Here is a 17074-nt window from a genome sequence, read left to right on the forward strand (position 1 = left end):
TGTTCGACAAGGACCCGGGATAGACGCCCGGGCCCTGACAGGATGCGGTTACTCGCCTTTCACGCGCTGAATATTGGCACCCAGCGCCTGCAGTTTATCTTCGATACGCTCATAGCCACGATCGATATGATAGATGCGATCGACGATGGTGGTTCCCTCAGCGATACAACCTGCCAGCACGAGGCTCGCCGAGGCACGCAAATCGGTCGCCATCACCTGCGCGCCCGAAAGCTGCTCCACGCCGTGACAGATCGCGGTATTGCTCTCGATCTCCGCGTGGGCGCCCATACGGATCAGTTCCGGAATGTGCATAAAGCGGTTTTCAAAGATCGTTTCGGTGATCACGCCGGTCCCTTCCGCGACCAGGTTGAGCAGCGTGAACTGGGCCTGCATATCGGTCGGGAAGCCCGGATGCGGCGCGGTACGCACGTTAACCGCTTTCGGACGGTTGCCGTGCATATCAAGGCTGATCCAGTCTTCGCCCGTTTCGATGTCGGCTCCGGCGTCGCGCAGCTTCGCCAGTACGGCGTCCAGGGTATCTGGTTGCGCGTGACGGCAGAGGATCTTGCCGCCGGAAATGGCTGCGGCAACCAGGAAGGTCCCGGTTTCAATACGGTCCGGCAGCACGCGGTAAACGCCGCCGCCCAGACGCTGCACGCCTTCGATGGTGATGCGATCGGTGCCCTGGCCGCTGATTTTTGCGCCCAGCGCGTTAAGGAAGTTCGCGGTATCGACGATCTCCGGCTCGCGAGCGGCGTTTTCGATAATCGTCGTCCCCTCGGCGAGGGTCGCTGCGCTCATGATAGTGACAGTGGCGCCGACGCTCACTTTATCCATCACGATATGCGCGCCTTTCAGACGACCATTGACCGAGGCTTTAACATAACCTTCTTCCAGTTTGATCTCGGCGCCCAGCTGTTCCAGCCCGCTAATATGCAGATCGACCGGACGCGCGCCGATGGCGCAGCCGCCAGGCAGAGAGACTTGTCCCTGACCGAAACGCGCCACCAGCGGGCCCAGCGCCCAGATGGAGGCGCGCATGGTTTTCACCAGATCGTACGGAGCACAGAATACATCGACCGGGCCGGCGTCAATCCACACCGAACCATTGCGCTCTACCTTCGCGCCCAGCTGACTCAGCAGCTTCATGGTGGTATCGATGTCTTTCAGCTTAGGTACGTTCTGGATCTCTACCGGCTCTTCGGCAAGCAGCGCGGAAAAGAGGATAGGCAGGGCGGCGTTTTTTGCACCGGAGATGGTGACTTCGCCCTGAAGGCGAGTCGGCCCCTGAACACGGAATTTATCCATTGATTCTGTTCTCTATTAAAAATTCACATACGCTGCAGGGGATCCCCCACAGCTTAGAAGCCATTTAGTTTGCGGTCTCGCGCCCACTCCTGCGGAGTAAAGGCCTTGATCGACAGCGCATGGATGCGGTTGTCAGCAATATATTCCATCAGCGGCGCGTAGACGCTCTGCTGCTTTTTAACCCGACTCATGCCATCAAACATCTCACCCACAGCAATAACCTGAAAGTGGCTGCCATCGCCAGAGACGTGGACTTCCTGGAGGGGGAGTGCGTTCATCAGCACGGTCTGAATTTCATGATTTTCCATGGGCTCAAATTTATCTGATAGTGAAAACAGCCCAACATCTTAGAGGAAAGTGGCGCGGTCTTAAACAAGCAAAAAGCCCCGGCGAAAAGATTGCCGGGGCTTTCGGAATAGCTTCAGCGCTAAGGCACTGAAAAGATTATGGGATCATATCGGCAGGCAGGTTGTAAAGACCGACCAGCGTTTGCAGATTTTCGCTCTTGCCGATCAGCTGCGCTTCCCGGCCCTGGCGGCGAATCAGCGCGACAAAATGCACTAACAGCGCCAGGCCCGCCGTGTCCACGCGCGTGGTCTGGCTGAGATCGATGATCGCTGTCCCCGCCGTCGCCTGGGCGCGTGCCTCCCAGAGCGGGACCAGTAGATCCTGATCCAGCTCTCCGTGCAGCGCCAGCGTCTCGCCATCACGAGTCCAGCTCAGCTGCCCGCTCATTATTTTTTCTGTTCCAGGGTGATCGGCTGAGCGGAGATCGCTTTCAGCTGCGCGGTCAGGCCATCAACGCCCTTGGTACGCAGCAGATCGCTCCACTCGTTTTGTTTGGTGGTGATCATGCTGACCCCTTCCGCGATCATATCGTAGGCCTGCCAGTTGCCGGTCTGGGTGTTTTTACGCCACTGGAAGTCGAGACGTACCGGCGGACGGCCATTCGGGTCGAGGATGGTGACGCGGATCGGAATGATGGTCGCGCTGCCCAGCGGCTGTTCAGGGGCAATCTGGTAGGTCTGACCGTGGTACATGGCCAGCGCCTGGCCATAGGCCTGCTTCAGGTATTCACGAAAGGCGGCAAAATAGGCTTCACGCTGCGCCGGGGTGGCTTCTTTGTAATAGCGGCCCAGCACCAGCGCGCCGGCATACTTCACCTGCACATACGGCAGAAGCTCCTGGTCGACGATGTCGCGCAGATAGTTAGGGTTGGCCTTGATCTTCGGCTGTTCATTCTTCAGGCGATCGAAGGTTTTCTGCGCCGCTTCATTCATCAGCTTATACGGATTGGACTGGTCTGCCGCCTGGACCGCGGTCAGCGGGGCAATCACCAGCATGGCGACCATGAGTAAGCGTTTAAACATATCGTATTTCTCCTGAAATTAATGCGTCGTGCCGGCTGCCGGCGTCGCGTCAGTATGACCTTCTGCCTCGGCCTTATCATTGCCAGAATTCTGATTGTCGCCGCCCTTGCTGTTATAAAGGAACTGACCAATCAGATCTTCCAGCACCATGGCGGACTTGGTGTCCTGGATAGTACCGCCGTCTTTAAGGATAGTCGTCCCGAGGTCCGGGTCTTCAAAACCGACGTTCAGCGCCAGATACTGCTCGCCCAGCAGGCCAGAGGTGCGGATCGCCAGCGAACTGGTATCGGGGATATGGTTGTAGCGCTCATCAATATCGAGCTCCACGCGCGGCAGATAGGTTTTCGGGTCGAGGGTGATGTCCGCCACGCGGCCAACAACCACACCGCCGATGCGCACCGGCGAGCGCGCTTTCAGGCCGCCGATATTATCGAAGGTCGCGTAAAGACGGTAAGTCGGCTCGGTACGTAACGAGGTGACGTTGGCCGCCTTCAGGCAGACAAACAGCGCCGCCAGCAGCGCCACCAGTAAGAACACCCCTACCCAGATTTCATTTTTTTTCGTTTGCATGAACTCAATTCCCAAACATCAGCGCAGTCAGCACAAAATCCAGCCCCAGAACCGCCAGCGACGCATGCACCACGGTGCGCGTAGTCGCCCGGCTAATCCCGGCGGAAGTGGGGATAGCGTCATAACCATTGAATAACGCAATCCAGGTTACCGTAATGGCGAATACCAGGCTCTTAATCAGGCAGTTCACCAGATCCATTCGCCAGTCGACGGCATTTTGCATCGCGGTCCAGAAAAAACCACCGTCAATGCCCTTCCAGCTCACGCCCACCAGCGCGCCACCCCAGATCCCCACCGCGACGAAGATAATCGTCAGCAGCGGCAGCGAAATGACGCCGGCCCAGAAACGGGGAGAAATGACGCGGCGCAGCGGATCCACCGCCATCATCTCCATACTGGAGAGCTGTTCCGTGGCCCGCATCAGGCCAATCTCGGCGGTCAGCGCCGACCCGGCGCGACCGGCAAACAGCAGCGCGGCGACCACCGGCCCCAGCTCGCGCAGCAGCGACAGCGCCACCAGCATGCCAAGACTGGTCTCTGCGCTGTAGGTGGTTAAGACCAGATAACCCTGCAGCCCGAGCACCATACCGATAAAAAGGCCCGATACAATGATAATCAGCATCGACAGAACGCCGACGTTGTAGAGTTGACGAACCAGCAGCGGCGCGTGCTTGCGAAACTCTGGTTTGCCGACAACGGCGTTAAACAGCATTAATCCGGCGCGTCCAAAGGTCGCGGTGGTTTTAATACCGCGATGGCCTAGCGCGGCCAGCGCATTAAACAGCATCAGTCGCTCAACTCCCTATGCCTAATAAATCATGGTGATAGTCGCCAGCCGGATAACGGAACGGCACCGGGCCGTCGGCAATACCATCAATGAACTGACGAACCCGAGGGTCGGCATTCTCCCGTAGCGACTGGGCGCTGCCGTGGGCGACAATCTTTTTATCCGCCACGATATACGCATAGTCCGCAATGCTCAGCACCTCAGGCACATCGTGCGAAACCACGATGCAGGTGACGCCCAGCGTGCTGTTGAGTTCAGAAATCAGCTTCACCAGCACGCCCATGGTGATGGGATCCTGCCCGACGAACGGTTCGTCGAACATAATGAGATCCGGCTCCAGGGCGATGGCCCTCGCCAGGGCGGCGCGGCGCGCCATGCCGCCGGAAAGCTCGGAGGGCATTAACTTCGCCGCACCGCGCAGCCCCACCGCCTCCAGCTTCATCATCACCGTCGTATGCAGCAGCGCAGGCGGCAGATGCGTATGTTCGCGCAGCGGGTAGGCGACGTTGTCAAAAACATTGAGGTCGGTAAACAGCGCCCCGGACTGGAACAGCATGCTCATCCGCTTACGCACCGTGTACAGACGTGAACGGGTCATCTGCGGCACGTTCTCGCCATCGAACAGGATCTCTCCCCTGTCCGGCGGGATCTGTCCGCCGATCAGGCGTAACAGGGTAGTCTTGCCGATCCCCGAAGGTCCCATAATCGCAGTAATTTTACCGCGCGGCACCGACAGCGAGATGTCGTCGAAGATCACGCGATCGCCGCGAGAAAAGCGGATACCGCGCACTTCAACTAAATTCGCCTGAGTTTGGCTCATAAAATCATCCTTACTAAGCACCTGATGGGCAAGCATCGCCCTTTCTTACGCCACAATCACAACATTTTTACAGAATCTTACCTGCACAGGTTAGCGAAAGCTGGCATTTGTTTTACTTTTGGCACGCATAAAGTCAAAATTAAGAATTCGTTACGCTGCGTAGGGATAACCCAGCGAGGCGACGATTATACCTGAAGAAAGGACTTTAGATGCTCTTAGCGACGGCTCTGTTAATTATTGGTTTATTGCTGGTTGTCTACAGCGCCGATCGTCTGGTCTATGCCGCCTCCATCCTTTGTCGCATGTTGGGGATCCCGCCGCTGATCATCGGTATGACGGTGGTGAGTATTGGCACCAGCCTGCCAGAGATCATGGTTTCCACCGCGGCCTCGCTGCATGGGCAGACCGATCTGGCGGTGGGCACCGCGCTCGGCTCCAATATCACCAATATTCTCCTGATCCTCGGTCTGGCTGCCTTACTCAGGCCATTTACCGTGCATTCTGATATTCTGCGCCGCGAATTACCGCTAATGTTGCTGGTCAGCGTGCTGGCGGGGCTGGTGCTCTATGATGGTCAACTGTCCCGTCTCGACGGCCTGTTTTTACTGGCGCTGGCGCTGCTATGGCTGCTGTTCACCATCAAGATCGCCCGTCTGGCGGAACGCCAGGGAAGCGATAGCCTGACCCGCGAACAGCTGGCGGAACTGCCGCGTGAAGGGTCGCTGCCGGTCGCTCTGCTGTGGTTAGGGGTGGCGATGATCGTCATGCCGATGGCCACCCGCATGGTGGTGGATAACAGCACGGTGCTGGCAAACTATTTTGCTATCAGCGAACTGACCGTCGGCCTGACGGTAGTGGCGATAGGCACCAGCCTGCCGGAGCTGGCCACCGCCATCGCCGGGGCGCGCAAAGGGGAAGATGACATTGCCATCGGCAATATCATCGGCGCGAATATCCTCAATATTGCGCTGGTGCTGGGTTTGCCGGCGCTGATCGCGCCGGGAGCCTTTGCGGCGGAAGCCTTTACCCGCGACTATGGCGTGATGTTGCTGGTCAGCCTGATCTTCGCGGTGCTGTGCTGGCGCCGTAGGCAGCAGCCGGGACGACTGGTTGGCGCGCTGCTGGTCGGTGGTTTTGTGGTTTGGTTGGCGATGCTGTTCTGGACAGCGCCGCTCTTCGTTGAATGACTCGGGATAACATCATGTCGCAAATAGATTTGCCCACGGATTTTGACTTTCAACAGGCCGGCCGTCAGGTGCTGGAAATTGAACGTGAAGGTCTGGCCCAGCTCGATCAATATATAAATGAAGATTTCACCCGCGCCTGCGAAACGATTTTCCGCTGCGGCGGGAAAGTCGTGGTGATGGGGATGGGCAAATCCGGTCATATCGGCCGCAAAATGGCGGCAACCTTCGCCAGTACCGGCACGTCGGCATTTTTTGTCCACCCTGGCGAAGCCGCGCACGGCGATTTGGGCATGGTTACGCCGCAGGACGTGGTGATTGCGCTGTCGAACTCCGGCGAATCGAACGAAATCCTCGCGCTGATCCCGGTCCTGAAACGCCAGCAGGTGAAGCTTATCTGCATCACCAGCCGGCCTGAAAGCAGCATGGCGCGCGCGGCGGATATCCATCTGTGCGTGAAAGTGCCGAAAGAGGCTTGTCCATTAGGGCTGGCCCCCACCTCCAGCACCACCGCCGCGCTGGTGATGGGCGATGCCCTCGCCGTCGCCCTGCTGGAGGCTCGCGGCTTTACCGCTGAGGATTTCGCTCTCTCGCATCCGGGCGGCGCACTCGGTCGTAAGCTGTTGCTGCGCGTCAATGATATTATGCATACCGGTGATGAGATCCCGCACGTCGGCCTGCAGGCCACCCTGCGCGATGCGCTGCTGGAAATCACTCGTAAAAATTTAGGTATGACCGCTATCTGCGATGACGACATGAACATCATCGGTATCTTTACCGACGGTGACCTGCGCCGGGTCTTCGACACCGGCGTCGATATGCGCGATGCCAGCATTGCCGACGTCATGACCCGGGGAGGGATCCGCATCCGTCCCGGCACTCTGGCGGTGGATGCGCTAAACCTGATGCAATCCCGTCATATCACCTGCGTGCTGGTTGCCGATGGCGACCATCTGCTGGGTGTGGTACATATGCACGATCTCCTGCGCGCGGGCGTAGTGTAAGTAAGGAAAAAATAATGAATAATGCTGATGCTCAGTTAGCGACCTGCTATGGGCCGGTAAGCCAGACGTTTCTCGATCGCGCGGCTAAGATCCGTCTACTGGTCCTCGATGTCGACGGTGTATTATCCGACGGGCTTATCTATATGGGTAATCACGGCGAGGAGCTGAAAGCGTTCAATGTCCGCGATGGCTATGGTATCCGCTGCGCGCTGACCTCTGGCATTGAAGTGGCGATTATTACCGGACGAAAAGCTAAACTGGTAGAAGATCGCTGTCAGACGCTGGGCATTACGCATTTGTATCAGGGGCAGTCGGACAAGCTGCTGGCGTTCCGCGATCTCATTGACAAACTGGGCGTGCGGCCAGAGGAAGTCGCCTACATCGGCGACGATCTGATTGACTGGCCGGTGATGGCCGAAGTGGGCCTCAGCGTCGCCGTCGCGGATGCGCATCCGCTGCTGCTGCCGCGCGCCGATTACATCACCCGGATTAATGGCGGACGCGGCGCGGTACGCGAAGTCTGCGATTTGTTACTATTGGCGCAGGGCAAGCTGGATGAGGCCAAAGGGCAATCAATATGAGTAAAACCAGACGTTGGGTTATCATTTTACTGTCGCTGCTTGCGCTGATCCTCATCGGACTGAATCTGGCGAATACGGACGACACGGCCCAGCCGGAGGTCAATCCCAACGACCCGACGTATAAAAGCGAACACACTGACACCGTGGTGTACAGTCCGGAAGGCGCCCTGAGCTATCGGCTGATCGCCGAGCACGTGGAGTATTTTTCCGATCAGGAGGTCTCCTGGTTTACCAAACCGGTGATGACTACCTTTGATACCAATAAGGTGCCGACCTGGTCAGTCAGGGCTGATAAAGCGAAGCTGACAAATGACCGGATGCTCTATCTTTACGGGCACGTTGAGGTGAATGCGCTCGCGCCAGACTCTCAACTGCGCAAAATTACGACGGATAACGCCCAGATAAATCTGGTAACGCAGGACGTTACCTCCGATGACATGGTGACGTTATACGGCACCACATTTAATTCCAGCGGCCTGAAAATGCGTGGAAACCTTCGCAGCAAAAATGCCGAGCTGATTGAAAAGGTGAGAACCTCTTATGAAATTCAGAACAAACAAACTCAGCCTTAAGATTGCGCTCGCCGGCGCGTTACTGGCCGCCAGCCTGCCGGCCCTCGCCAAGACGGGCGATACCGATCAGCCGATCCATATCGAATCCGATCAGCAGTCGCTGGATATGCAGGGCAACGTCGTCACCTTCACCGGTAACGTGGTCGTCACTCAGGGGACGATCAAGATTAACGCTGATAAAGTGGTAGTCACCCGTCCGGGCAATGAAAAAGGCAAAGAGGTGATCGAAGGTTTCGGTAACCCGGCCAACTTCTACCAGATGCAGGATAACGGCAAACCGGTAAAAGGCCGGGCGTCGAAAATGCGCTATGAGCTGCAGAACGATTACGTCGTGCTGACCGGCAACGCGTACCTTGAACAGCTCGACAGCAACATCAAGGGCGACAAGATCACCTATCTGGTGAAAGAACAAAAAATGCAGGCCTTCAGCGACAAAGGTCGACGCGTCACCACCGTTCTGGTGCCGTCCGAGCTGCAGGACAAAAGCGGCAACCAGCAAAAGAAGAGTAACTAATCCGTTATGGCAACCTTAACTGCGAAGAATCTCGCTAAAGCGTATAAAGGCCGCCGCGTGGTGGAAGATGTCAGTCTCACCGTTAACTCGGGGGAGATTGTCGGCTTGCTCGGCCCCAACGGCGCCGGTAAAACCACCACCTTCTACATGGTGGTCGGGATTGTGCCGCGCGACGCGGGCAATATCATCATTGATGACGAAGACATCAGCCTGCTGCCACTGCACGCGCGCGCGCGCCGGGGGATCGGCTATCTGCCGCAGGAAGCCTCGATTTTCCGTCGCCTGAGCGTCTATGACAACCTGATGGCGGTCCTGCAGATCCGTGACGATTTGAGCAGCGAACAGCGGGAAGATCGCGCCAAAGAGCTGATGGAAGAGTTTCATATTGAGCACCTGCGCGACAGCCTCGGTCAGGCGCTCTCCGGTGGCGAACGCCGCCGCGTCGAAATCGCCCGCGCGCTGGCGGCAAACCCGAAATTTATTCTTCTGGATGAACCCTTTGCCGGCGTGGATCCGATCTCGGTTATCGATATCAAACGCATCATTGAGCATTTGCGCGACAGCGGCCTCGGCGTACTGATTACCGATCATAACGTCAGAGAGACGCTCGCCGTCTGCGAACGCGCGTATATTGTCAGTCAGGGACACCTTATCGCTCATGGTACACCGCAGCAGATCCTCGAAGATGAGCAGGTTAAGCGCGTGTATCTTGGGGAAGACTTCAGACTCTGATAGGGTAGAGGTTACAGACGTTTTAGCCGGAGATATTTACCCTGAACATGAAGCAAGGTTTGCAATTAAGGCTTAGCCAACAGCTTGCCATGACGCCGCAGCTACAGCAGGCGATTCGTTTGCTGCAGTTGTCCACGTTAGAACTCCAGCAAGAGCTCCAGCAAGCGCTGGAAAGTAACCCGTTGCTTGAGCAAACCGATCTTCACGACGAGGTAGAGGCGAAAGAGGTGGAGGACCGCGAGTCTCTCGATACCGTCGACGCGCTTGAGCAAAAAGAGATGCCCGACGAGCTTCCTCTCGATGCCAGCTGGGATGAAATCTATACCGCCGGTACGCCGTCAGGCAACGGCGTGGACTACCAGGACGACGAACTCCCCGTTTATCAAGGCGAGACCACCCAGACGCTGCAGGATTACCTGATGTGGCAGGTCGAGCTGACGCCCTTCACCGATACCGACCGCGCCATCGCCACCTCCATTGTCGACGCCGTCGACGATACGGGCTACCTCACCGTTCAGATTGAAGATATCGTCGACAGCATCGGCGATGAGGAGATCGGCCTCGAAGAAGTGGAAGCCGTCCTGAAGCGCATCCAGCGTTTCGATCCGGTTGGCGTCGCGGCGAAAGATCTGCGCGACTGCCTGCTGATCCAGCTCTCGCAGTTCGCCAAAGAGACGCCATGGCTGGAGGAGGCCCGGCTGATTATCAGCGATCATCTCGATCTTCTGGCCAACCATGATTTCCGCACCCTGATGCGGGTGACCCGCCTGAAAGAAGAGGTGCTGAAAGAGGCGGTAAATCTGATCCAGTCCCTGGATCCCCGTCCTGGCCAGTCCATTCAAACCAGCGAACCGGAATATGTCATTCCCGACGTGCTGGTGCGCAAGGTCAGCGGCCGCTGGACCGTGGAGCTCAACGCCGACAGCATTCCACGGCTGAAAATTAATCAGCAGTATGCGGCAATGGGCAACAGCGCCCGCAATGACGCCGACGGCCAGTTCATTCGCAGCAATCTTCAGGAAGCCCGCTGGCTGATCAAAAGTCTTGAAAGCCGCAACGACACCCTGCTTCGCGTCAGCCGCTGCATCGTAGAACAGCAGCAGGCTTTTTTCGAACAGGGTGAAGAGTATATGAAGCCGATGGTGCTGGCCGATATCGCCCAGGCCGTCGAGATGCATGAATCGACGATTTCCCGTGTCACCACGCAAAAATATCTGCACAGTCCGCGCGGTATTTTTGAACTGAAGTATTTCTTCTCCAGCCATGTTAATACCGAAGGCGGCGGCGAAGCCTCGTCGACGGCGATTCGCGCGCTGGTGAAGAAACTCATCGCCGCGGAAAACCCCGCGAAGCCGTTGAGCGACAGTAAGCTCACCTCCATGTTGTCCGAGCAGGGTATCATGGTCGCGCGCCGCACTGTCGCGAAGTACAGAGAGTCTTTATCCATCCCGCCGTCAAACCAGCGTAAACAACTGGTCTGACACAACCGATAAGGAAGACACTATGCAGCTCAACATTACAGGACACAACGTCGAGATCACTCCCGCGATGCGCGACTTCGTCACGGCGAAGTTCAGCAAGCTGGAACAATTTTTCGACCGGATCAATCAGGTCTATATTGTGTTAAAAGTAGAGAAAGTGACGCAAATTGCGGACGCGAATCTGCATGTCAACGGTGGCGAAATCCATGCCAGTGCGGAAGGGCAGGATATGTATGCGGCTGTCGATGGTCTTATCGACAAGCTGGCAAGGCAGTTAACGAAGCATAAAGATAAACTAAAACAACACTAATTGTCCGGGCCCCCCTGCGTCCGCCGTCAGTTAACATCGGCGACGGGCGCGGGGGCGCTCAGGTGAAATTATGATGAACAACGATTCGGCTCTACAACTGAGCAACGTCCTGAACCAGGAATGTACCCGTAGCCAGGTTCACTGCCAGAGCAAGAAGCGTGCTCTGGAAATCATTAGCGAACTGGCCGCCAAACAGTTAAGTTTGCCGCCGCAGGTGGTGTTCGAAGCGATCCTCACCCGTGAAAAAATGGGCAGTACCGGGATTGGCAATGGTATCGCCATTCCCCACGGAAAACTGGAAGAGGATACGCTGCGTGCTGTCGGCGTTTTTGTCCAGCTGGAAACCCCCATCGCCTTCGACGCGATCGACAATCAGCCTGTCGACCTGCTGTTCGCGCTGCTGGTGCCGGCCGATCAGACAAAAACCCACCTGCATACGCTCTCCCTGGTGGCCAAACGGCTGGCCGACAAAGCGATTTGTCGTCGCCTGCGCGCGGCGCAGAGCGATGAAGAGTTGTATGAGATCATCACCGAAGCAGGAAGCAGCGATGACGCATAACGGCAGTCGCACCTTATCCTTTATCGTACTGAGGAGAAACGGTACATGGTACTGATGATCGTCAGCGGCCGCTCGGGCTCGGGTAAATCCGTCGCTCTGCGAGCGCTGGAAGATATGGGCTTTTACTGCGTGGATAACCTGCCGGTCGTGCTGCTGCCCGATCTGGCACGGTCGCTGGCTGACCGCAATATTTCGGCGGCCGTCAGCATCGACGTGCGGAACATGCCGGAATCACCGGAGATCTTCGAGCAGGCCATGAAAAACCTGCCGGAGTGCTTTTCGCCGCAGCTGCTGTTTCTCGATGCCGATCGCAACACGCTGATCCGTCGATACAGCGACACCCGTCGCCTGCATCCGCTGTCGAGCAAGAATTTGTCGCTGGAAAGCGCCATCGACGAAGAGAGCGATCTGCTGGAGCCCCTGCGCTCGCGGGCCGACCTGATTGTCGATACCTCGGAGATGTCGGTTCACGAGCTGGCGGAAATGTTGCGCACCCGGCTGCTGGGTAAACGTGAACGCGAACTGACCATGGTCTTCGAATCCTTCGGCTTTAAGCACGGTATCCCGATCGATGCCGATTACGTCTTTGACGTGCGCTTTCTGCCAAACCCGCACTGGGATCCGAAGCTGCGTCCTATGACCGGTCTGGATAAACCGGTGGCCGCCTTCCTCGATCGGCACACCGAAGTGCACAACTTTATTTACCAGACCCGGAGCTATCTTGAGCTATGGTTACCGATGCTGGAGACCAACAATCGCAGCTATCTGACGGTGGCCATTGGCTGTACCGGCGGTAAACATCGTTCGGTTTATATTGCTGAACAACTGGCTGACTACTTCCGCTCGCGCGGCAAAAACGTACAGTCTCGTCATCGGACGCTGGAAAAACGTAAATCATGACCGTAAAGCAGACCGTTGAAATCACCAATAAGCTGGGCATGCACGCCCGCCCGGCGATGAAGCTGTTCGAACTAATGCAGAATTTCGATGCCGAGGTGTTGCTGCGCAACGATGAAGGCACGGAGGCGGAAGCCAACAGCGTCATTGCCCTGCTGATGCTGGACTCGGCGAAAGGACGGCAGATAGAGGTGGAGGCCAGCGGTCCGCAGGAAGTGGAAGCCCTCGCCGCGGTGATTGCCCTGTTTAATGCCGGGTTTGACGAAGATTAAACGTGATGCTTCCCGGCGACGGACGACTGGCGACTGTACCAGCCCCGGCGCCGGATTAACCCGCTAATAGAGCTTATGCTCACGCATGAACCCTTCCCCACCCAGCTGTCGCATCTGACGTAAGATCCAGGCCTGGCGGTTGCGCACATAGCCCGAAGGCGCGTCGGCGCGATAGCGGATCGGGTTTGGCAGCACCGCGGCCAGCAGAGCCGCTTCCCCCGGCGTCAACTGGCTGGCGGGCTTATGAAAATAGCGCTGGGCGGCCGCTTCCACGCCAAAAATCCCATCGCCAAACTCGGCAATATTCAGGTAGACGGTCAGGATCCGCTTTTTACTCCACACGGTTTCTATGCCGACGGTCAACCCGGCTTCCAGCCCCTTGCGCAGCCAGCTACGTCCATCCCACAGAAACAGGTTTTTCGCCGTCTGCTGCGACAGCGTTGATGCGCCGCGAATGCGGGTATCGTGACGCTCATTGTGCGCCAGCGCCTTTTCTATCGCCGGGACGTCAAACCCCCAGTGTTCCGGGAACTTCTGATCTTCGGCGGCAATCACCGCCAGCCCCATCCACGGGGAGATGTTATCCATGGCGACCCAGTCGGAGTGCGCCAGATAGTGGACATCTCCGGACAGCCAGGCGCTAACCTGCCGCTCAAGCATGACCGCCGAAAAGGGCACCGGCAGCACGCTAAACAGCGCGATCCCCCCGCCCCAGAAGACGGCGGCGATCAGCAGCAGACGCAGCGCCAGTCGTTTAAGCAGCGCGAAGGGCGCAATGCGGAACTTCATGCGCTCAGCGCCAGCACGCGGGCGACCAGTTTTTCGATCCCGGTAGCGGCTTGCGCAATATTCTCCGCCAGCATATACGCCGGAGTGGTAACCACTTTGTTCTCTTCATCCACCACGATGTCGTCGACCGGGCAAGGCACATGCTCCGCCCCCATCTCCTCCACCACATCGGCGGTGTCGAGATCGGTCCCGATAGTCATCCGCAGCGGAAACGCAAAGATCTTCGGCAGCAGCGCCGGAGCGATGCACATAAAGCCCAGCGGCTTGCCGGCCTGATGCATCGCCAGCGTCAGGGCCCGCAGGTCGCGGTCCACCTCGCATTCGCTGCCCTCGGCGGCGAAGCTGCTTAAGTTTTTCGCCGCGCCGAAGCCGCCGGGGACGATCAGCGCGTCCAGCGTCTCCTCACGCGCCTGCGCCAGCGGCAGGATGTCGCCGCGGGCGATGCGCGCCGCTTCAACCAGCACGTTGCGTTGCTCGGTCAACGGTTCGCCCGTCAGATGGTTGATGACGTCGCGCTGTGGTTTATCGGGCGCAAAGCAGACCGCCTGCGCGCCGTTGCGCGCGATCGCCAGCAGGGTAATCACTGCCTCATGAATTTCACTGCCGTCGTACACGCCGCAGCCGCTCAGTACCACACCAATTTTTTTCATCGCCTTCGCTCCTCCATGCAACTCGCTGAAACCAGTCAAAAATGTCGATTTACTCGCTATGCTTCACATATTTTACTGATTCATGTAACAAATTAGTTAAGCTTTGCTATCTTAATGAGCGAGCAATCCACTTCTCAGGTTGCGCCACGTAACAACATCACTCAAATCACACTGGCTCAACCACCAGTTCCCTGGTGTTGGCGCAGTATTCGCGCACCCCGGTCTGTCCGGGGTCATTTTTTCCCGGCCTTCGCCACCCACGCCTTCAGAACCGCCACGTCGTTTTGCCACTCGGATTTCATCTCTTCAACCCATTCAGCGACATTATCAGACCAGGCAGGCAGGTCCGGCGTCTGGATCTGCTGACCCAGCTGCTGGATGTGGCGCAGGCCAATAGAGCCCGCAGCCCCTTTGATCTTATGCCCCTCTTCGACGATCCCTTTTTGATCCCGGGCGGTGAGATTAGACTCAAGGACGGACATATAGCCCGGCATCATCTTTTCAAATACCGCGAGGCCATCGTTGATAAGCTTCGGTCCCACCAGTTCGATATATTGCTCCAGCATATCGGTATCCAGCACCGCATCGGCTTTATGCCGATCGGCCGCCGGCGCTTCCTGCGCCTCCTCTTCCGGCGCATCCCAGAATTTTTTAATCATGGCTGTCAGCGCCGGCACCGATAACGGCTTGCTCAGCACATCGTCCATGCCGGCATCCAGATACTCTTTCTTATTCTTCAGCACGTTGGCGGTCAGGGCCACCAGCGGCGGCAGCTCATCCGCGGCAAAATTCTGTTTTAGCTGACGAGAAATATCCAGTCCCGTCATATCCGGCAGCTGGATATCCAGCAGCACCAGGTCGTACTCGCCAGGCTCAAACATCTCCAGCGCGGCTTTGCCGGTCATCGCGACATCCACGCTGTTGCCCAGCTTTTCCAGCACCGAGCGCGCCACAATGACGTTGAGCTCAATATCTTCCACCAGCAGGACGTTGAGCGCCGGTAATGGCATGTCGTCTTCCGCCAGCGTATCTTCCACTTCTTCCGCAATGGCAGGCGCATGGACGGTGAGCGTAAAGGTCGCCCCTTTACCCGGCTGGCTGGTGACGCTGATATCGCCGCCCATATTGCGCGCCAGGCGACGCGATACGGCGAGGCCAATCCCGGTGCCGGTGGCGGGTTTGCCGCCGTGGCTGTCTTTGACCTGGTAATACATGGCGAATATTTTGTCCTGCTCCGCTTCAGGAATACCAATCCCGGAGTCTTCCACTTCGAAGTGCAGGATATCGCCTTCGTCATAGCGCACGCGGACGTTCACCCCTCCGCCCTGTGGGGTAAACTTCACGGCGTTGCTGATAAGATTCCACAGGATTTGCCGCAGGCGGGTGCCATCGGTGATCACCTTGTGCGGCAGCGGCAGGCTCGGCTCCAGCACAAAGCGCAGTCCCTTCTGCTGCGCCTGCAGACCGGAAAGGTTTTCCAGGTCGGCAAGGAAGCTGGTGAAGTCCACCGGCTGGTTATCGAGCTGCACCTTACGGCGCTCCATTTTATCCATGTCGATAATATCATTGAAGATATTCCCCAGCGTCACCGCTGAGACATGGATGGTTTTCAGGTATTTTTCCTGCTCGCTGGTCAGTTCGGTATCCAGCAAAATTCGGCTCAGCCCGACAATCCCGTTCAGCGGGGTACGCAGCTCATGGCTGATGGTGGAGATGAAGGTGGTTTTATCCCGGCTGGCGCGTTCGAGGGCGTCCTGATAGCGTTTTCGTTCGGTGATATCGCGTCCGAAGCCCATCAGACCACGACGCTTACCGACGCGATCGTAGTACGGGACCTTGCGGATTTCGAAGCACGCTTTACGGCCATCGGGATAGTCCAGCCACTGCTCATAGGTCAGCGATACATTGTGGCGGAACACCTTCTCATCGGTTTCCAGCACCTTTTCCGCCGCCTCTTCGCTATAGACATCCTGCGGTTTGAGGTGGATCAGCTGTTTCTCGCTTTTGCCGGTCAGCAGCTCCATCGCCCGGTTACAGCCGGAAAACTCTTTATCCTCATTGCGGTAGAAGACCAGGTCCGGGGAGGCATCGAGGAAAGAGCGCAGAAAGGAGGATTGCTGTTCGAGCTGGATCTGCGTCTCTTCACGCTCTTTCATCTCGATCTTCAGCTGCTCGAGGGTGGTCTCACGCTCGGCTTCCGCCTTTTCACGTTCGCCAATCTCCTGATTCAACTGCGCGATATTGTCTTTCAGCTGCACGTTCAGCTTCAGATCGCGCTCACGCATCTCCTCCAGTTTCTCCACCAGCCGCGAAAGACGCTGGCGGGACTCTTCAAGCTGCTCCACCACCACCGAGAGAAAATAGACCGCCCACGGGGTGATCAGCAGACCGAAGAAGATCGAGCGGATAACGTCGATGCTTTCAACCTGGCCATGCAGCACCATGGTGACCGCCATCTGTACCACGATGGCCAGCACCACCAGCGCAAGTGCCAACAGCATTGAAAAGCGGACCAGACCCAGCTTCATCATCAGGTCGACATAATACTGCGCCAGCATACGAATTTGCTTCATAGGGGATTCCTTCACGACAACTCCGCACAATAATACTCAATTCTGAGCAATGCGCTGTAAGTTGTGCAAAAAATGCGGGAAGGAGCCGATATGACGGCTGG

Annotated in this window: 21 protein-coding genes; 11 read left to right on the forward strand and 10 right to left on the reverse strand. The window is 57.3% G+C overall.

Features of this window, described 5'->3' with window-relative positions:
• Nucleotides 1-48: 48 nt before the first annotated feature.
• From murA to mlaF, 7 genes are all read right to left on the reverse strand, one after another.
• Complete coding sequence (gene murA, locus AC6CWS_RS17995) at nt 49-1308, reverse strand: UDP-N-acetylglucosamine 1-carboxyvinyltransferase (RefSeq protein ID WP_023291124.1); 1260 nt, start codon at nt 1306-1308, stop codon at nt 49-51.
• Between the two features lie 53 nt (nt 1309-1361).
• A complete protein-coding gene (gene ibaG / locus AC6CWS_RS18000) occupies nt 1362-1616 on the reverse strand; it encodes a BolA family iron metabolism protein IbaG (RefSeq protein WP_004144910.1) in 255 nt (84 codons plus the stop codon).
• Between the two features lie 136 nt (nt 1617-1752).
• On the reverse strand, nt 1753-2043 hold the full coding sequence (gene mlaB / locus AC6CWS_RS18005; protein ID WP_023291125.1) for a lipid asymmetry maintenance protein MlaB: 291 nt from the start codon (nt 2041-2043) through the stop codon (nt 1753-1755).
• Entirely contained in the window at nt 2043-2678 is a 636-nt protein-coding gene (gene mlaC / locus AC6CWS_RS18010; RefSeq protein WP_023291126.1) for a phospholipid-binding protein MlaC, read from the reverse strand. The genes mlaB and mlaC overlap by 1 nt, the downstream gene beginning before the upstream one ends.
• Nucleotides 2679-2696: 18 nt before the next feature.
• Nucleotides 2697-3248 (reverse strand): outer membrane lipid asymmetry maintenance protein MlaD, encoded by a 552-nt coding sequence (gene mlaD / locus AC6CWS_RS18015; RefSeq protein WP_004206195.1) that lies wholly within the window; start codon nt 3246-3248, stop codon nt 2697-2699.
• Between the two features lie 4 nt (nt 3249-3252).
• Nucleotides 3253-4035: a lipid asymmetry maintenance ABC transporter permease subunit MlaE gene (gene mlaE / locus AC6CWS_RS18020; RefSeq protein WP_004150949.1), complete on the reverse strand. Its 783-nt coding sequence runs from the start codon at nt 4033-4035 to the stop codon at nt 3253-3255.
• 7 nt (nt 4036-4042) lie between these two features.
• Nucleotides 4043-4855, reverse strand: a complete 813-nt coding sequence (gene mlaF, locus AC6CWS_RS18025; protein WP_004206196.1) for a phospholipid ABC transporter ATP-binding protein MlaF — start codon at nt 4853-4855, stop codon at nt 4043-4045.
• A gap of 209 nt (nt 4856-5064) precedes the next feature.
• On the opposite strand from mlaF, the gene AC6CWS_RS18030 reads away from it, so the two are divergent.
• The 11 genes from AC6CWS_RS18030 (at nt 5065) to npr (ending at nt 12961) form a co-directional block, all read left to right on the forward strand.
• On the forward strand, nt 5065-6042 hold the full coding sequence (locus AC6CWS_RS18030; protein ID WP_023291127.1) for a calcium/sodium antiporter: 978 nt from the start codon (nt 5065-5067) through the stop codon (nt 6040-6042).
• Nucleotides 6039-7043 carry an arabinose-5-phosphate isomerase KdsD gene (gene kdsD, locus AC6CWS_RS18035; protein WP_369707981.1) on the forward strand — a complete coding sequence of 335 codons (1005 nt, stop codon included), beginning with the start codon at nt 6039-6041 and terminating at the stop codon, nt 7041-7043. The genes AC6CWS_RS18030 and kdsD overlap by 4 nt, the downstream gene beginning before the upstream one ends.
• Nucleotides 7044-7057: 14 nt before the next feature.
• The gene (gene kdsC, locus AC6CWS_RS18040; protein WP_065882606.1) at nt 7058-7624 is read left to right on the forward strand and encodes a 3-deoxy-manno-octulosonate-8-phosphatase KdsC; all 567 of its coding nucleotides are present in this window, start codon (nt 7058-7060) and stop codon (nt 7622-7624) included.
• Complete coding sequence (gene lptC / locus AC6CWS_RS18045; RefSeq protein ID WP_002918413.1) at nt 7621-8196, forward strand: LPS export ABC transporter periplasmic protein LptC; 576 nt, start codon at nt 7621-7623, stop codon at nt 8194-8196. The genes kdsC and lptC overlap by 4 nt, the downstream gene beginning before the upstream one ends.
• Complete coding sequence (gene lptA, locus AC6CWS_RS18050) at nt 8165-8710, forward strand: lipopolysaccharide ABC transporter substrate-binding protein LptA (protein WP_065882605.1); 546 nt, start codon at nt 8165-8167, stop codon at nt 8708-8710. The genes lptC and lptA overlap by 32 nt, the downstream gene beginning before the upstream one ends.
• Nucleotides 8711-8716: 6 nt before the next feature.
• Complete coding sequence (gene lptB / locus AC6CWS_RS18055; RefSeq protein WP_004206203.1) at nt 8717-9442, forward strand: LPS export ABC transporter ATP-binding protein; 726 nt, start codon at nt 8717-8719, stop codon at nt 9440-9442.
• 47 nt (nt 9443-9489) lie between these two features.
• On the forward strand, nt 9490-10923 hold the full coding sequence (gene rpoN, locus AC6CWS_RS18060; RefSeq protein WP_004206204.1) for an RNA polymerase factor sigma-54: 1434 nt from the start codon (nt 9490-9492) through the stop codon (nt 10921-10923).
• 22 nt (nt 10924-10945) lie between these two features.
• A complete protein-coding gene (gene hpf / locus AC6CWS_RS18065) occupies nt 10946-11233 on the forward strand; it encodes a ribosome hibernation promoting factor (RefSeq protein WP_004206206.1) in 288 nt (95 codons plus the stop codon).
• Between the two features lie 70 nt (nt 11234-11303).
• On the forward strand, nt 11304-11792 hold the full coding sequence (gene ptsN / locus AC6CWS_RS18070; RefSeq protein ID WP_004144926.1) for a PTS IIA-like nitrogen regulatory protein PtsN: 489 nt from the start codon (nt 11304-11306) through the stop codon (nt 11790-11792).
• Between the two features lie 45 nt (nt 11793-11837).
• Nucleotides 11838-12692, forward strand: a complete 855-nt coding sequence (gene rapZ, locus AC6CWS_RS18075; protein WP_004206208.1) for an RNase adapter RapZ — start codon at nt 11838-11840, stop codon at nt 12690-12692.
• Nucleotides 12689-12961: a PTS phosphocarrier protein NPr gene (gene npr / locus AC6CWS_RS18080; RefSeq protein WP_002918431.1), complete on the forward strand. Its 273-nt coding sequence runs from the start codon at nt 12689-12691 to the stop codon at nt 12959-12961. The genes rapZ and npr overlap by 4 nt, the downstream gene beginning before the upstream one ends.
• Nucleotides 12962-13024: 63 nt before the next feature.
• Here the strand turns inward: npr and mtgA are convergent, their stop codons facing one another.
• The 3 genes from mtgA to arcB all read right to left on the reverse strand — a co-directional run bounded on the left by mtgA (nt 13025) and on the right by arcB (nt 16973).
• A complete protein-coding gene (mtgA, locus tag AC6CWS_RS18085; RefSeq protein WP_065882604.1) occupies nt 13025-13750 on the reverse strand; it encodes a monofunctional biosynthetic peptidoglycan transglycosylase in 726 nt (241 codons plus the stop codon).
• Nucleotides 13747-14400 carry an isoprenoid biosynthesis glyoxalase ElbB gene (gene elbB / locus AC6CWS_RS18090; RefSeq protein WP_023291132.1) on the reverse strand — a complete coding sequence of 218 codons (654 nt, stop codon included), beginning with the start codon at nt 14398-14400 and terminating at the stop codon, nt 13747-13749. Before elbB ends, mtgA begins: the two co-directional genes overlap by 4 nt.
• 233 nt (nt 14401-14633) lie before the next feature.
• Nucleotides 14634-16973: an aerobic respiration two-component sensor histidine kinase ArcB gene (gene arcB, locus AC6CWS_RS18095; protein WP_032454177.1), complete on the reverse strand. Its 2340-nt coding sequence runs from the start codon at nt 16971-16973 to the stop codon at nt 14634-14636.
• Between the last annotated feature and the right edge of the window lie 101 nt (nt 16974-17074).

It is taken from the genome of Klebsiella sp. M041 (genome assembly GCF_059759695.1).

What these genes read in the sequence shown, in the direction of transcription:
- murA (WP_023291124.1), bottom strand. Translation starts at nt 1,308, where the DNA reads ATGGATAAATTCCGTGTTCAGGGGCCGACTCGCCTTCAGGGCGAAGTC.
- ibaG (WP_004144910.1), bottom strand. Translation starts at nt 1,616, where the DNA reads ATGGAAAATCATGAAATTCAGACCGTGCTGATGAACGCACTCCCCCTC.
- mlaB (WP_023291125.1), bottom strand. Translation starts at nt 2,043, where the DNA reads ATGAGCGGGCAGCTGAGCTGGACTCGTGATGGCGAGACGCTGGCGCTG.
- mlaC (WP_023291126.1), bottom strand. Translation starts at nt 2,678, where the DNA reads ATGTTTAAACGCTTACTCATGGTCGCCATGCTGGTGATTGCCCCGCTG.
- mlaD (WP_004206195.1), bottom strand. Translation starts at nt 3,248, where the DNA reads ATGCAAACGAAAAAAAATGAAATCTGGGTAGGGGTGTTCTTACTGGTG.
- mlaE (WP_004150949.1), bottom strand. Translation starts at nt 4,035, where the DNA reads ATGCTGTTTAATGCGCTGGCCGCGCTAGGCCATCGCGGTATTAAAACC.
- mlaF (WP_004206196.1), bottom strand. Translation starts at nt 4,855, where the DNA reads ATGAGCCAAACTCAGGCGAATTTAGTTGAAGTGCGCGGTATCCGCTTT.
- AC6CWS_RS18030 (WP_023291127.1), top strand. Translation starts at nt 5,065, where the DNA reads ATGCTCTTAGCGACGGCTCTGTTAATTATTGGTTTATTGCTGGTTGTC.
- kdsD (WP_369707981.1), top strand. Translation starts at nt 6,039, where the DNA reads ATGACTCGGGATAACATCATGTCGCAAATAGATTTGCCCACGGATTTT.
- kdsC (WP_065882606.1), top strand. Translation starts at nt 7,058, where the DNA reads ATGAATAATGCTGATGCTCAGTTAGCGACCTGCTATGGGCCGGTAAGC.
- lptC (WP_002918413.1), top strand. Translation starts at nt 7,621, where the DNA reads ATGAGTAAAACCAGACGTTGGGTTATCATTTTACTGTCGCTGCTTGCG.
- lptA (WP_065882605.1), top strand. Translation starts at nt 8,165, where the DNA reads ATGAAATTCAGAACAAACAAACTCAGCCTTAAGATTGCGCTCGCCGGC.
- lptB (WP_004206203.1), top strand. Translation starts at nt 8,717, where the DNA reads ATGGCAACCTTAACTGCGAAGAATCTCGCTAAAGCGTATAAAGGCCGC.
- rpoN (WP_004206204.1), top strand. Translation starts at nt 9,490, where the DNA reads ATGAAGCAAGGTTTGCAATTAAGGCTTAGCCAACAGCTTGCCATGACG.
- hpf (WP_004206206.1), top strand. Translation starts at nt 10,946, where the DNA reads ATGCAGCTCAACATTACAGGACACAACGTCGAGATCACTCCCGCGATG.
- ptsN (WP_004144926.1), top strand. Translation starts at nt 11,304, where the DNA reads ATGATGAACAACGATTCGGCTCTACAACTGAGCAACGTCCTGAACCAG.
- rapZ (WP_004206208.1), top strand. Translation starts at nt 11,838, where the DNA reads ATGGTACTGATGATCGTCAGCGGCCGCTCGGGCTCGGGTAAATCCGTC.
- npr (WP_002918431.1), top strand. Translation starts at nt 12,689, where the DNA reads ATGACCGTAAAGCAGACCGTTGAAATCACCAATAAGCTGGGCATGCAC.
- mtgA (WP_065882604.1), bottom strand. Translation starts at nt 13,750, where the DNA reads ATGAAGTTCCGCATTGCGCCCTTCGCGCTGCTTAAACGACTGGCGCTG.
- elbB (WP_023291132.1), bottom strand. Translation starts at nt 14,400, where the DNA reads ATGAAAAAAATTGGTGTGGTACTGAGCGGCTGCGGCGTGTACGACGGC.
- arcB (WP_032454177.1), bottom strand. Translation starts at nt 16,973, where the DNA reads ATGAAGCAAATTCGTATGCTGGCGCAGTATTATGTCGACCTGATGATG.